Genomic DNA, 14050 nt, shown 5'->3' on the forward strand with positions numbered 1-14050 from the left:
CCACTGAGGCGATCTCCTCACCGGAGGATTGCTGTTGTAGCCGGCATTCAGGAGTGCTTTGCTCCACAGTCGCACTCTCCCCAGTTCTTCGCTTTGGTCGTTTTACCAATACCTGGGTTAAAGCTGTTGGTCGGGTCCAGCTGCTGGTAGAAGGCTTTCAGCTGCGGCTTAGCGGCATAGAGATGGCCAACGTTATGCTCTGCCGGGTACTCGGCCCCGCGATCGGCCAGCATCGCCAGCATTTTCTCCTTCAGCGCATGCACATCCACCCCTTTTTTCACAATATAGTCCTGATGGAATACGTGGCAGAAAAAGTGGCCGTAATAGAGACGATGCACCAGCGCCTCATCAAATTCCGGCGGCAAACGCTCAAACCAGTCACGATCGTTACGACGCAGGGCAATATCCAACGCCAGAATGTCTTCTACCTCGTCACTGTGAACGGCGTGATAGCGTACCGCTGCACCGGCAGCGGCGAAGCGGTGCAGAAAGGCTTTTGCCCCCTCTTCAGGCGTACAGGCAAAAAATTCCCCCTCTGCCTGCTGGAAATAGCGGGAGAGATAGTCGCCTGCTTCAGCAATACCCTCGCCCGACATTTTGATCATCAAATGATGTTCATAGCGGTCACGGTATTCCTTCAGCCTTTTGGGTAAGTGGGAGGGCAAAACTTTGCTGATTTTTTGCAGCAGGCGATCGCTAAAATGGGGTTTTAAAAAAGGCACATTGCCTGAAAGCGCATCCGCCCGGCCTTTCAGAGTGAAAAACAGCGGCATCTTGTCGGTACCAAGCTTGTCAATCATCACAAAGGTATCTTTGCCATACACCTCCGCGATATCAAAAATGTCACGATGCATATACTCACCGGCGACGGGCAGGTGGGTGAACGACTGCAACATATGGCGGCGTATCTCATCGAACACGTCGGGATTGTTGCTGCCAAGATAAAAAACCTGCTGCTCTTTTTCGCTGACAAAGGTGTCCAGACGCACCGCAAACAGGGCCAGCTTTCCTGCACAGCCTGAAGCTTCAAACAGACGCCGTGCATCCGCATTGAAGCGTGAAGGCGTGTCGGCATCTACCTCGCGAACACGGGCCGCATACTCACCATCTGACGCCTGCCGCTGATCATATTTTACGTCGCTTTGCTGCCAGGTCTCATCATCCAGCCGCGCCAGGATCTGTTCTGGCGTGCTGCCCAGCTCAATACCCAGATGGTTAACCAGCTTCAGTTTGCCCTGCGCGTCCAGCTGCGCATAGAGCGCCATTTCACTGTAAGCGGGGCCGCGTTTAATCAGCGAGCCGCCGGAGTTATTACATACGCCGCCCAACACCGAGGCGCCAATGCAGGAAGAACCAATCACCGAGTGCGGTTCTCGTCCCAGAGGTTTCAGCACTTTCTCTAACTGGTAAAGTGTACTGCCCGGAAAAGCCAGTACCTGCTTGCCCCCGTCAATCTGCTGAATTTTATCCATTCTCAGCGTGCTGATAATCACGATATCGCGATCGTAATCGTTGCCGTTTGGCGTGGACCCTTCGGTAAGGCCGGTATTAGCGGCCTGCATCAGCACGATAGTATCGGCCGCCACGCACGCCTGCAGAACGCGCCACTGTTCCAGCAGCGTACCGGGGAAGACCACCGCCAGCGCATCGCCTTGTCCGGAGCGAAAACCTTTACGGTAGCGCGCGGTTTGTTGAGGATCGGTAAGAAGATGAGAACGTCCGACGATGCGGAGCAGTTCAGCGACCAGCTTCTGGCTGGTCCGGGAAGAGGGGGTGTGCATATCCTTGCTCCTTTTATCGGTCACTTATTAACTTTAACACTACTTTCGGTTCGGGTAGCGGGCGGGACAAAATCGGACGCGCCAATATGTTGAAAACTACCTGCTATCCTGAAGTTATGGCACACTGAAATTCTTGTGGCCTTTACTTGCCCCGCAGTTATTAAGAGAACCCAACCCGATGAAATGGATTTACTCTGCCAGCCTTGCTGCCGCCCTGAGCCTGCAGCCGGCTTTTGCTGAAAACCTCTCTGGCTCCCATCCGCTGACCCCGGAAGCGCGTGATGCATTTGTTACCGATCTCCTTAACAAAATGACCCTGGATGAAAAGATAGGGCAGTTGAGATTAATCAGCGTCGGACCGGATAACCCGAAAGAAGCGATTCGTGAAATGATTAAACACGAACAGGTCGGCGCCATCTTTAACACGGTTACACGAAAAGATATCCGGGCGATGCAGGATCAGGTGATGCAGCTCAGCCGCCTGAAGATTCCGCTGTTTTTTGCCTATGACGTGGTGCACGGACAGCGCACCGTTTTCCCTATCCCTCTGGGGCTGGCAGCAAGCTGGGATCTGGATGCGGTTGCTAACGTGGGCCGAATTTCAGCCTGGGAAGCTGCCGATGATGGCCTGAATATGACCTGGGCTCCGATGGTGGATGTTACCCGTGAACCCCGCTGGGGCAGGGTGTCCGAAGGATTTGGCGAGGATACTTATCTGACCTCGGCAATGGGCCGCACGCTGGTGGAGTCAATGCAGGGTAAAAGCCCGGCAGATCGCTATTCGGTGATGACCAGCGTCAAGCATTTCGCCGCCTATGGCGCAGTGGAAGGGGGGCGGGATTATAATACCGTGGATATGAGCCCACAGCGGCTGGCGCAGGATTATCTGCCCCCTTACAAGGCGGCGCTGGATGCCGGAAGCGGGGGAGTAATGGTTGCACTGAATTCGCTGAATGGCGTGCCGGCTACGGCTGACAGCTGGCTCCTGAAAGATCTGCTGCGTGATGAGTGGAAATTTAAAGGGATCACTATCAGCGATCATGGCGCCATTAAGGAGCTGATGAAGCACGGTGTGGCAAGCGATCCTCAGGATGCCGTGCGCATTGCCATTAAGTCCGGCGTGAACATGAGCATGAGCGACGAATATTACAGTAAGTATCTGCCGGGGCTGGTGAAAACGGGCGCGGTCAGTGAAAGCGAGATCGACGATGCGGCGCGTCATGTACTTAACGTCAAATATGATATGGGGCTGTTTAACGACCCCTACAGTCATCTTGGCGCCAAAGAGAGCGACCCGGCAGATAACAATGCTGAAAGCCGTCTTCACCGTGCTGAAGCGCGCGATGTGGCACGTAAAAGTATTGTGCTGCTGAAAAACCGTCTGGAAACGCTGCCGCTGAAAAAATCGGGTACGCTGGCGCTTATCGGGCCGCTGGCGGACAGCCAGCGTGACATTATGGGCAGCTGGTCCGCAGCCGGTAAAGCGGGGCAGTCGGTCAGCGTACTGCAGGGGCTGAAGAATGCCCTGGGCGATAAGGCCAGGGTGCTCTATGCCAAAGGTGCAAACGTCACCGACAACAAAGGCGTTCAGGATTTCCTGAACCAGTATGAAAAGGCGGTGACGGTGGACAGCCGCACTCCGCAGCAGATGCTGGATGAAGCCGTCGCTACCGCGCAAAAGGCGGATGTGGTGGTGGCGGTGGTAGGGGAAGCGCAGGGCATGGCACATGAGGCGTCAAGCCGCAGCGAAATCGCCATTCCTGCCAGCCAGCAGGCGCTGATTGCTGCACTGAAGGCAACCGGCAAACCGCTGGTGCTGGTGCTGATGAACGGCCGTCCTCTGACCCTGGTGAAAGAGAACATGCAGGCCGATGCGATGCTGGAAACCTGGTTCAGCGGCACCGAAGGCGGGAATGCTATCGCGGACGTGCTGTTTGGCGACTATAACCCCTCAGGCAAACTGCCGATGTCGTTTCCTCGCTCAGTCGGCCAGATCCCGATTTACTATAACCACCTTAATACCGGGCGTCCGTATGATGCCAACAAGCCAAACAAATATACTTCGCATTACTATGATGCGGCCAACGGCCCGCTGTTCCCGTTCGGCTACGGTCTGAGCTATACCAGCTTCAAGCTTTCGCCGGTGAAGATCTCCTCCGCCACCATGCCACGCAACGGCACGGTCAATGCCAGCGTTACCGTTACCAATACCGGCGATCGGGATGGGGCGACGGTGGTGCAGATGTATCTGCGTGATCAGATGGCAAGTATCAGCCGTCCGGTGAAAGAGCTGAAAGGCTTTAAGCGCATTATGCTGAAAGCGGGCGAGTCGCAAACGGTCACCTTCCCGATTGACGTTAACGCGCTGAAATTCTGGAATGCCAGAATGCAGCAGGTGGCGGAGCCGGGTAAATTCAGCGTGATGATAGGGCTGGATTCTGCCCGCACCACTGATGCAGAGTTTGAGTATCTGTAAACGCCAGACGGCATGGACGCCGCTTCAGCGCCGGTATAGCAGAAGCCAGCCGATTTCCGTCGCAGAGTGAAGGGTGACGGAGTGGTTTAGCTGACATCGTCGCGGCGGGGAACTCACTGCCTTTACCATCGCCGCCTCACCGCTATAAACTTAAGGGACGATCTTCGTCCCTTTTTCTTTCAGCAGGGTCGTACTATGTCTTCAATTCGGGACAGAATTCAGCAACAGGTGTTTCGCCTGAATGGTCTGGCTATGAACGAGTTTGATTTATCTGAACCGCAGGGCGATCCGGGATTATACGGGCCTGACAGCGTGATCTGGCGGGTGCATGGCGATTTTCCCTCCATGCTCTGCGGGGGGATTTCAGCACTGCTGATGCAGATGCTTCACCCGCTGGCGCTGGCTGGCGTCTGGGATCACTCCACCTTCCGGCAGGATATGATGGGGCGGCTGCGGCGTACCAGTCAGTTTATTGCCGTGACCACGTTTGGTAACAGCGTGGATGCGCAAACGCTGATCGATCGCGTGAAGCGCATCCATTTGCAGGTCAATGGCGTGGATGCCAGGGGAACGCCCTATGCGGCGAGCGATCCTCATCTGCTCACCTGGGTACACGTTGCGGAAACCAGCCGCTTTCTCGCTGCGCATTTGCGTTATAAAAATCCCGATCTGAGCCTTGCTGAGCAGAACCGCTACTACACCGAGGCTGCCGTCGTTGCGGAAGCGCTGGGTGCAGAAGCCGTGCCGAAGTCGGTTCAGGCGGTGGAGGCTTACCTGCTGGCAATGCAGCCGGAGCTACGGTGTGATGAGCGTACCCTGGAGGTACTCTCTTTGCTGATGAACGCGCCAGCACCAAGTTGGCAGGCGCGCCCGGCGATGAAGGTGATGATGATGGCAGGCATAGAGCTGCTGCCGGAATGGGCTCAGCAGCAGTTCGGCTTTCGTTTTTCCTCCATTGGCCGCGGCTCTCTGCGTATGCGTATGCGGGTACTGGCAAAAGGGCTGCGCTGGTCGATTCGGCGCGGCGCTTATCACCGCGCCATGCAGCGCATGGGGCGAGAAAGATGAAGTTGCTTTCTGAACCTGATTTTTGAGACTTTTACCCTTGCGACGGCATGGCACAACGGGACATCCTGCCCTATTCTCCGGGTGGGATCCCCTACATCCATCGTCGAGGCTTTATGACACAGTTGTACCGGATTGCTGAAGTCACCAATCAGCAACAAACGCTGATAGCTCAGGTTGAGCAGGATGAGCGCGCCGCCTATTTCTATATCCGGCCTGCGGAACCGTTCCGCACACAGTTCGCCGTGCGCGGCTGCTGGCTGCGCAATCTTCTGCCCGCACCGGCTCGTGAAGATCGGGAAGCGATGGAGCAGGGCATTCCGCCGCTGCTGAGCGCAGAATATTGCCGTACGCTGGAAGCAGAGCCGATGCTCGATCCTGCTGGCCTGCAGATTATCTGGGCGCCCAGCGATGACGGAGCGGCATTATGGTATCAGGGACAATTGCTGGCGGTGATCCCTGGCTGGAGCCTCTATCAGAACAAACAGGTCAGCTTCTCGGCTGGCTGTATTAAAGAAAACCGACTGACGGCCCCGTTGGGCTCCGCCTCTACCAATGACTATTACGCTGAAGCTGAAAAACATCGTCACTTCTGGCGTGACTGGCATGATGGTCACCTCTGGGAGCCGATGCAGCGCGACCTGTTAAAATGTTATGAATCTCATTACGGCGAGTCGCTGAAATATTATTCTATCGATCAGGGCAACTGGCCCCCGATGGCTATTTCGCAGCACTTTCACCAGGGTAACTGGTATTTCCTGACGCTGGGTATGAGCATTCGTCCGCTGCCGTGGGTGGATTTTCTTTTTGAAGATCTGGCTCCCCAGCACCGCAGAATTGAGCTGGCGATGGCGATTGATGCAGAGGTCATGACGGAAGAGAATGCTGTGCAGATGGCGAGTGCGCTGGCCAGCTTCGCACACTATCCCTGGGCACGAATTAGCTGGCTGGGTGAAGGTCACACGCTGGAATCTGCCGTTGCGCCGGTGGGTTTTGAAGGCTTTCTGCTCTCCGGTGAACTCAGCGGCGCAGAGGCACAGTTCAATCTGCCCAAACGCGAGGGCGAAAAAGTTACGCTGCTCTGGACCACGCCTGTTACCACGGCGGAACGCGAATTTGCGGAAGCTGAAGAGAGCGGCGGCAATCAACTGGTGGAAAGATTGCGTCAGACCGGGGCGGATCATATCTTCCGTCCTCGTCAGCAGGTGGTTGATCCACAGGATTAAATTTTGTCAGCCGCCCCTCCGCCTTCCTGTCAACGTCACTTTTCTTTGAAATGCGACGTTTATCACATCAAGTTTCGCTGTAACGCGCCGTTAACACGATCAGGCAATTGTGCCTGAATGCGTTGAACGGGGCTCGTCATGTTAAAAACAACCCAGGCCAGATTTACCCTCCTGATCATCGGCTTTTTTATGCTACTGCTGCTGATCACGGTTGTGGTAATTAATATGTTTGTTGCGCCTCAGCTAGCGACCAATGAGAGTCGTCTGGTGCGTTATGAAGTGGACTCTATTGGTTCGCGTATTACCGAAATGATGAACCGCATTCAGGCACAGCAGCGCACTATTACCGAAACGGTCGCCGTGCTCGACAGCGCGGCTATCGATACCGTGCTGCCCGCTTTAGTGAATCAGTATCAGGATATAAACGTCTTTGGCGGCGGCATCTGGCCACTGCCTGAAGTGCGCGATCCGGCTAAAGATAAATTCAGCACCTTCTTTGCCCGCGACAGCAGTAATAACCTTCAGGTCAATACTTTCTGGAACACTGCTGAAGCACCCAACTATTATGACCAGCCCTGGTACAAAGATGGCCAGGCCGCAGCGAAAGGGCAGTGTGCCTGGGCGAAGGCCTATCAGGATGCGGCCAGCCCGCAGCCACGCACCAACTGCGCCATGAGTATTTATCGCAACGGTACGGCCTGGGGCGTAGCCACTATCGACGTCACGCTGGGCTTCTTCAACCATCTGGCGAAACAGATGGGGGACGCGGTACAGGGGCAGGCGCTGATTGTGGAAGCCGATGGTAAAGTGGTCGGGGATGCCAGCCTGATCGGCGGCACGCCAAAACTGCGTAATCTGAGTGAACTGGCCACGCCAATGGCCGCAACGCTGCGTACTCTGCTGGCAACGGCGGGCAAGGAGCCTGTCCAGAGCACCTTTGACAGTGAAGATGGCAACCACACGCTGTTTCTCCAGCAGATCGAGGGTAGCCCCTGGTTTATCGCCAGCGATGTTCCCACTGCGCTGCTCTCCAAACAGACCGACTCCATCCTGACCCGTCTGGGCCTGGTGCAGATCCCGTTAGCTATCCTGCTGCTGCTGGTGCTGCTGGGCTTTATTCGTACCATGATGAAACGTCTGGCGGGGCTGAACGACAATATTCTGGCACTCTCTACGGGCGGTGCCGATCTCACACAGCGCCTGCCGGCCAGCAGCAGCCCGGAATTCAACGCCGTTTCAGAGAGCTTCAATAATTTCATTGAGTATCTTCAGGGGCTGATGCGCCAGGTGGGCGACAGCGCGCTGGCCATCACTTCCGCGTCAAAAGAGATTGCCAGTGGCAACCTGGATCTCTCTGCCAGGACGGAAGAGCAGTCCAGCTCCATCGTGCAGACTGCCGCTTCGATGGAGGAGCTGACCGGCACCGTGCGACAGAACGCCGATAACGCCACGCATGCTAATCAGCTGGCGGGGGATGCTTCACGCGTGGCCGCGCGCGGCTCCAACGTGGTGAAGCAGGTGGTGACCACCATGGGGGAAATCAATACCTCTTCCCGCAAGGTTGTCGATATTATCAGCGTGATTGACAGCATCGCCTTCCAGACCAACATCCTGGCGCTTAACGCCGCTGTGGAAGCCGCACGTGCAGGAGAACAGGGCCGGGGGTTTGCAGTCGTGGCGTCTGAAGTACGAAATCTGGCTCAGCGCTCCGCTAATTCTGCAAGGGAGATCAAAAAGCTGATTGAAGAGTCGGTAGCCAATATCGATCAGGGCAGTCTGCTGGTGCAGGAAGCGGGCAGCACGATGGAAGAGTTGATGGGCGGCGTCAGCAGCGTCACGACGCTGATGGCGGAAATCATGTCCGCCAGCCGCGAGCAGAGCATGGGGATTGATCAAATCAACACTGCCATCAACCAGCTTGACAGCACCACGCAACAGAACGCCTCGCTGGTGGAGCAGGTTTCTGCGGCGGCTCAGGCTATGGAAGAGCAAAGCGTACAGCTTGAACTGGTGGTCAGCAGCTTTAAATTATAATCCGTCGCTTCCCTTCACCGGGGCAGCCTTGTGCTGCCCCTCTTATTTCCGCACGATTTTACGCAGCAGGATCCCGCAGTGATGTGCCACAATATCTGAGATAAGTCTTAAGGAGCGCGCATGTCTGCAATCGAAGTCATTCTGGTTGATCGCCACGATCGCCCCACCGGCAGGATGGAAAAGCTTGAGGTTCACGAGAAAGGGTTACTGCATCGCGCGGTAACGGTCTACGTGTTTAACTCACGCCATCAACTGCTGCTACAACAGCGCGCGTCAGGGAAATATCACTGCGGCGGCTTGTGGAGCAACACCACCTGCGGGCACCCTTTTCCTCAGGAACTGACGCAGCATGCTGCAGAGCGCCGTTTGCAGGAAGAGATGGGCATGTGCCTGAAGCTCCACCCCGTGTTTGAGCTGAGCTACAACTTGCCGATGGGAAATGGGCTGACCGAGCATGAATATGGTCATGTCTATTTCGCCCTCAGCGATGCGCTTCCCACGCCCGATCCCGCTGAGGCTGATGGCTGGCGCTATGCTTCACTGGCAGCGATCCAGCAGGAGATGCAGGATCACCCGCAGCGCTTTACGCCCTGGTTCCTGCATACCTTTTCCCGCATCCCGGCTGCATTTAAAGCTTTTACGGCTCAGTAACAGCTCTGCTAAACACCCAAAAAAAAAGCCCACAGGGGATGATACCTGTGGGCTTTTTTATGCGCTGAACATCAGGTTCCGCGCACGTAATCCTCTGCATCTACATCGTAGCCGGACGGTTCCCAGCGGATCGCCAGCAGCGCGATAAGACCTGCCAGCGGGGCAAGCGCAATGACCCAGAACACATTAGTGCTTAACGCCGCAGAAAGCAGTGGGAACATAAACAGTGAGACCGTGGAACTGCCGCGCATCAGCGTCTGGTTGAAGCCGACGCCAACGCCACGCAAAGAGGTTGGGTAGCTGAGGGAAGCGAAGGTCATGGTATGGGAGCCTGGACCAAACCCCTGGCCCAGCAGGAACAGTGCCAGCATCGCAATTGAAATGGCCGCTTCTGCGCCATCACCCGGACGTCCCACCAGCGCCAGCCCCACCAGCGCGACAAACTGGAAGCAATAGCCCAGCGTGGTCATCTTCCAGGCGCCAAATTTTGGCACCAGCCGCACGGCCAGTATGCCGCCAACAAATGCAAACAGCAGGTTTAACGCCAGCGAGACCAGAATGGTGGTCAGCATCGACTGCGCCAGAAAGCTGGAGAGAATGACCGGCAGACCAAACGCCACAGCGTTATAGGCAAAAGCGGAGGCAATTGCCGTCACCGTTGCCAGAATGGTACGCCGCAGATAAACCCCTTTCAGCAGTTCACCATAATTACGCCAGCTGGCGCGCCGCCCACGCGTGGCGGGCGACAGGTCAGCATCCTCGGCCACATGCGCGTTAATGCCGTAAGAGTTGCGTAAGATGGCTGCCGCGCCATGCAGGTCGCCCTGGTTGGCTGCCCAGACCGGCGACTCGCTCATGTAGCGGCTACGAATGCAAATAATCAGGATGGCGGGAACGGCGCCAAAGCCTAAAATAATTCGCCACAGCAGGCCGGTATGCGCCTCTGGCAACACCGTGTAGAAGAACAGCACCAGCAGATAAGAGATGGAGATCGCCGCATACCAGGTGGGGCACCACATCGCAATGCTGGCGGCTTTATTGCCCCGTCCCTTAAGCTTTGAAAATTCGGCTAAAAAGGCCATCGCCACCGGCAGGTCGATACCCACGCCAAGCCCCATCACAAAACGTGCAGCTGTCAGCACATACTCATTTGGAGCAAATGCACACGCCAGTGCGGCAAAAACAAAGAAGAACATATCGGCCATAAAGACGCGGTAACGGCCGATTTTGTCGGTGAGGTAACCGCCAATCAGGGCGCCGACAATGGCGCCAAAAGCTATCGCGGAAGCCACCATACCGGCACCGGTTGGCGACAGGCCAAACTCGCGGGTGACATCCTTCATGCCGAAGGCGAGGGCGCCCAAATCGTAGGCATCAAGAAAAACGCCGCCCAGCGCAATGCCAATCACGATGCGGGCGTTGCTGCGCGCCTGCGTGCTGCTGTTGACCAGATGAGAAACATCGGCAGCTCGCCGGAAGGTGACGGCTTCACCCGTCGGGGTATTCCCTGTTATGGCGACGTGCGCCGAAGTGGTTAAATCATTCATGATGTTGGGGTCTGTTTTATAAGAATAAGCTCAGAGAATACTCCCGGTCGCCACAGAGTTAAATTCCTGCTGGTTATAACTTAAAACTAAATGCACATTGAAAAAGCCAGCCCGGGCAGGTTCTCTTTGCTTATAGCAGATGAGTTTTTTGCCGTCTGGCTTTCTGCCGGGCTTTATTAGGCTACGCTTGTTACTAACCTGACGAAAAGGAAAAGAAAAATGGTGAAGAGAACAGGGCTTGCGCTCGCACTGGCGGGTTTACTCGCACTGACCACAACCGCTGGCGCGGCGGAGCCGGTGAAAGTCGGATCGAAAATTGATACGGAAGGATCGCTGCTTGGCAATATTATCCTTCAGGTACTGGATAAGCACGGCGTGAAAACGGTGAACAAAGTGCAGCTCGGCACCACTCAGGTCGTCAGGGGAGCGATTACCGCTGGTGAACTCGATATCTATCCTGAGTACACCGGCAACGGCGCTTTTTTCTTTAATGATGAGCATGACGCCGCCTGGAGAAATGCAAAGGCCGGTTATGAGAAGGTGAAAAAGCTGGACCAGCAGAAAAATAAACTGACCTGGCTCACTCCGGCACCGGCTAATAATACCTGGACCATTGCTGTGCGCGGTGATTTGGCACAGAAAAACCAGCTGAAATCACTGGAAGACCTCAGCGCCTACCTGAAAAAGGGCGGTGAATTTAAGCTGGCCGCTTCCGCAGAATTTATTGAGCGGGCCGATGCGCTGCCGGCGTTCCAGAAAGCCTATGGCTTCACGCTGAAACAGGATCAGCTGCTCTCCCTGGCTGGTGGCGACACGGCGGTCACCATCAAAGCCGCAGCGCAGCAGACCTCTGGCGTCAACGCGGCGATGGCCTACGGCACCGATGGCCCGGTTGCGGCGCTGGGGCTGCAAACGCTGAGCGACCCGAAAGGGGTGCAGCCCATCTATGCGCCCGCCCCGGTTATCCGTGATGCGGTGCTGAAGGCTTACCCACAGATTGCTGACTGGCTGAAACCGGTCTTTGCTTCGCTGGATGAAAAAACGCTGCAGGAACTCAACGCGAAAATTGCCGTAGAAGGGCAGGACGCGAAAAAGGTGGCAGCAGACTATTTGCAGCAGAAAAAACTGCTGTAGCGAAACCCGGGTCGGCTAAGCCGGCCCGCAAGCTATCGGAAAAATTTTGCGCCCTACTATCCATAATCGCGTGCTGCTAACGCTCTCCATCCTGCTTGGCGTGGCGGCTGCGCTGTTTCCCTTTTTAAACTATGCGCCCAACCGGCTGGTCTCTGGCCACTCTTTGCTGCTGCAGCAGATCCTGAGCAGTGTGGAGTGGCTCCTTCTCCTGCCGATGCTGCTACTGTTCTTCCAGGCTTTTATACCTGGCAGCCGCCTGAATCTGCTTTTCACGCTGCTGCTCTGCGAACTGCTTTTTATTGCCCTGGTCGCCCTGAGCGGCTATCACGCCAGCGTATTGGCGCAGCAGGGCAGCCCGCTGGCCAGAACCTCCTGGGGAAGTGGTTTCTGGCTTTGCGCAGGCCTTTGCCTGCTGCTCGCTGCTGATGCCAGCGCACGGCTGACGAAAAGCGCACTCTGGCGACTGCTGCTCAACGGGCAAATCTGGCTACCGGTTATCCTGTTATTGCTGAGCGGCCAGCTCCATGAGCTGGCGCTGCTGAAAGAGTACGCCAACCGCCAGGAAGTCTTCGACCAGGCGCTCTCACGTCACCTGCTACTGCTGGCAGGGACGCTGGTTCCCACGCTGCTGATTGGCATTCCGCTTGGCTGGCTCTGCGCGAAAAAAGCTGCCGTACAGTCGCCGGTATTTGCCATTCTGAACGTGATTCAGACCGTGCCTTCCATTGCTCTGTTTGGTCTGCTGATTGCGCCCCTGGCGGGGCTGGCCCGCTCTTTTCCGCTGTTGTCGGAGATCGGCATTAGCGGCATCGGCATGGCACCGGCGCTGATTGCGTTAGTGCTCTATGCGCTGCTGCCGCTGGTGCGTAGCGTGGTTGCCGGGCTGCAACAGGTGCCGAAAGAGGTGATCGAAACGGCGCAGGGAATGGGCATGACCGCCGGGCAGATATTCTGGCAGGCTGAAGTGCCGCTGGCCCTGCCTGTACTGCTCGCCGGACTGCGGGTTATCGCTGTGCAAACCGTGGGAATGGCAGTGATTGCGGCATTGATTGGCGCCGGAGGATTTGGTGCCATCATCTTCCAGGGGCTGCTCAGCAGTGCCCTGGATCTGGTGCTGCTGGGGGTTATTCCGGTCATCGCGATGGCGGTAATTATCGATGCCCTGTTCAAATTTACTCTTTCCGTTATTGAGGCGAAGCGCCAATGATCAACTTCAACCAGGTGAGCAAGCATTTTGCCGGTAAAGCGGCAGTCAGCAAGCTGACACTAAATATTGCTGAAGGTGAGTTCACGGTACTGATTGGAACGTCGGGTTCTGGCAAATCCACCACGTTGAAAATGATCAACCGGCTGATTGAGCATGATGAAGGCACTATCCAGTTTGCCGGAGAGGAGATCCGTGGATTTAACCCTCAGGAATTGCGCAGACGAATGGGTTACGCGATCCAGTCTATTGGTCTCTTTCCCCACTGGACGGTGGAGAAAAACATCGCCACGGTGCCCGCCTTGTTGAAATGGCCTGCGCAGCGTATCGCTGACCGGGTCAGTGAGTTGCTGGCGCTGCTGAATCTGGATGAGCAGTTTCGTCACCGCTTTCCCCATCAGCTTTCCGGTGGTCAGCAGCAGCGTGTCGGCGTCGCCAGAGCGCTGGCGGCGGACCCGGAAGTGCTGTTAATGGATGAGCCTTTTGGCGCGCTGGACCCGGTGACCCGCGGCGCGCTTCAGCAGGAGATTGTGCGTATTCATCAGATTTCCGGGCGAACCATCGTGCTGGTCACGCATGATATTGATGAAGCTTTAGCGCTGGCCGACAGGCTGGTATTAATGGATGGTGGAAAGATTATCCAGCAGGGCACGCCGGTTGAACTGCTTACTCAGCCGGTCAATGATTTTGTCAGAGACTTCTTTGGCCGCAGTGAACTGGGCGTGCGCCTGCTCTCGTTAGGAAATGCAGGCGCGGCCGCGCGGCGTGGTGAATGGCTGGAAGAAGAGTCGATTTCTGAAGAGATGACGTTGCGGGAAGCCCTTTCGCAGTTTATTGCCCGCCAGACAGACCGGCTGCCAGTGACGGATAAAGCCCTTAAACCGCTTGGCGTGCTGCACTTTGCCGATCTCCTGAAACAGAGGAGGACGTGA

The 14050-nt window shown here is 56.2% G+C and carries 10 protein-coding genes; 8 read left to right on the forward strand and 2 right to left on the reverse strand.

Translation table 11 applies throughout. The annotated features are described in order from the left end of the window. Positions 1 to 47: 47 nt before the first annotated feature. Complete coding sequence (dld, locus tag SD961_RS19125; protein WP_318791920.1) at positions 48 to 1781, reverse strand: D-lactate dehydrogenase; 1734 nt, start codon at positions 1779 to 1781, stop codon at positions 48 to 50. Positions 1782 to 1959: 178 nt separating this feature from the next. On the opposite strand from dld, the gene bglX reads away from it, so the two are divergent. From bglX to idi, 5 genes are all read left to right on the forward strand, one after another. Further along, positions 1960 to 4257 carry a beta-glucosidase BglX gene (gene bglX, locus SD961_RS19130; RefSeq protein ID WP_318791921.1) on the forward strand — a complete coding sequence of 766 codons (2298 nt, stop codon included), beginning with the start codon at positions 1960 to 1962 and terminating at the stop codon, positions 4255 to 4257. A gap of 195 nt (positions 4258 to 4452) precedes the next feature. Then, the gene (locus SD961_RS19135; RefSeq protein WP_318791922.1) at positions 4453 to 5325 is read left to right on the forward strand and encodes an oxygenase MpaB family protein; all 873 of its coding nucleotides are present in this window, start codon (positions 4453 to 4455) and stop codon (positions 5323 to 5325) included. A 113-nt stretch (positions 5326 to 5438) separates the two neighbouring features. Further along, complete coding sequence (locus tag SD961_RS19140; protein ID WP_318791997.1) at positions 5439 to 6548, forward strand: suppressor of fused domain protein; 1110 nt, start codon at positions 5439 to 5441, stop codon at positions 6546 to 6548. Positions 6549 to 6686: 138 nt separating this feature from the next. Continuing rightward, positions 6687 to 8582, forward strand: a complete 1896-nt coding sequence (locus tag SD961_RS19145; RefSeq protein WP_318791923.1) for a methyl-accepting chemotaxis protein — start codon at positions 6687 to 6689, stop codon at positions 8580 to 8582. Between the two features lie 120 nt (positions 8583 to 8702). Further along, complete coding sequence (gene idi, locus SD961_RS19150; protein ID WP_318791924.1) at positions 8703 to 9233, forward strand: isopentenyl-diphosphate Delta-isomerase; 531 nt, start codon at positions 8703 to 8705, stop codon at positions 9231 to 9233. A 71-nt stretch (positions 9234 to 9304) separates the two neighbouring features. On the opposite strand, the gene SD961_RS19155 is transcribed toward idi, so the two are convergent. After that, complete coding sequence (locus SD961_RS19155; protein ID WP_318791925.1) at positions 9305 to 10780, reverse strand: MFS transporter; 1476 nt, start codon at positions 10778 to 10780, stop codon at positions 9305 to 9307. A 219-nt stretch (positions 10781 to 10999) separates the two neighbouring features. On the opposite strand from SD961_RS19155, the gene SD961_RS19160 reads away from it, so the two are divergent. From SD961_RS19160 to SD961_RS19170, 3 genes are read left to right on the forward strand one after another with little or no spacing between them, the layout of a single operon-like run. Further along, on the forward strand, positions 11000 to 11914 hold the full coding sequence (locus tag SD961_RS19160; RefSeq protein ID WP_318791926.1) for an ABC transporter substrate-binding protein: 915 nt from the start codon (positions 11000 to 11002) through the stop codon (positions 11912 to 11914). A gap of 46 nt (positions 11915 to 11960) precedes the next feature. Beyond that, positions 11961 to 13121, forward strand: coding sequence for an ABC transporter permease (locus SD961_RS19165; protein ID WP_318791927.1), 1161 nt, complete (start codon positions 11961 to 11963; stop codon positions 13119 to 13121). After that, entirely contained in the window at positions 13118 to 14050 is a 933-nt protein-coding gene (locus SD961_RS19170) for an ABC transporter ATP-binding protein (RefSeq protein ID WP_318791928.1), read from the forward strand. Before SD961_RS19165 ends, SD961_RS19170 begins: the two co-directional genes overlap by 4 nt.

Origin of the sequence: Erwinia sp. MMLR14_017 (assembly GCF_033657285.1) — a bacterium.
Classification (GTDB): Bacteria; Pseudomonadota; Gammaproteobacteria; order Enterobacterales; family Enterobacteriaceae; genus Erwinia.

Excerpts from the sequence above, each read along its gene's own strand:
- dld (WP_318791920.1), bottom strand. The coding sequence starts at position 1,781 with ATGCACACCCCCTCTTCCCGGACCAGCCAGAAGCTGGTCGCTGAACTG.
- bglX (WP_318791921.1), top strand. The coding sequence starts at position 1,960 with ATGAAATGGATTTACTCTGCCAGCCTTGCTGCCGCCCTGAGCCTGCAG.
- SD961_RS19135 (WP_318791922.1), top strand. The coding sequence starts at position 4,453 with ATGTCTTCAATTCGGGACAGAATTCAGCAACAGGTGTTTCGCCTGAAT.
- SD961_RS19140 (WP_318791997.1), top strand. The coding sequence starts at position 5,439 with ATGACACAGTTGTACCGGATTGCTGAAGTCACCAATCAGCAACAAACG.
- SD961_RS19145 (WP_318791923.1), top strand. The coding sequence starts at position 6,687 with ATGTTAAAAACAACCCAGGCCAGATTTACCCTCCTGATCATCGGCTTT.
- idi (WP_318791924.1), top strand. The coding sequence starts at position 8,703 with ATGTCTGCAATCGAAGTCATTCTGGTTGATCGCCACGATCGCCCCACC.
- SD961_RS19155 (WP_318791925.1), bottom strand. The coding sequence starts at position 10,780 with ATGAATGATTTAACCACTTCGGCGCACGTCGCCATAACAGGGAATACC.
- SD961_RS19160 (WP_318791926.1), top strand. The coding sequence starts at position 11,000 with ATGGTGAAGAGAACAGGGCTTGCGCTCGCACTGGCGGGTTTACTCGCA.
- SD961_RS19170 (WP_318791928.1), top strand. The coding sequence starts at position 13,118 with ATGATCAACTTCAACCAGGTGAGCAAGCATTTTGCCGGTAAAGCGGCA.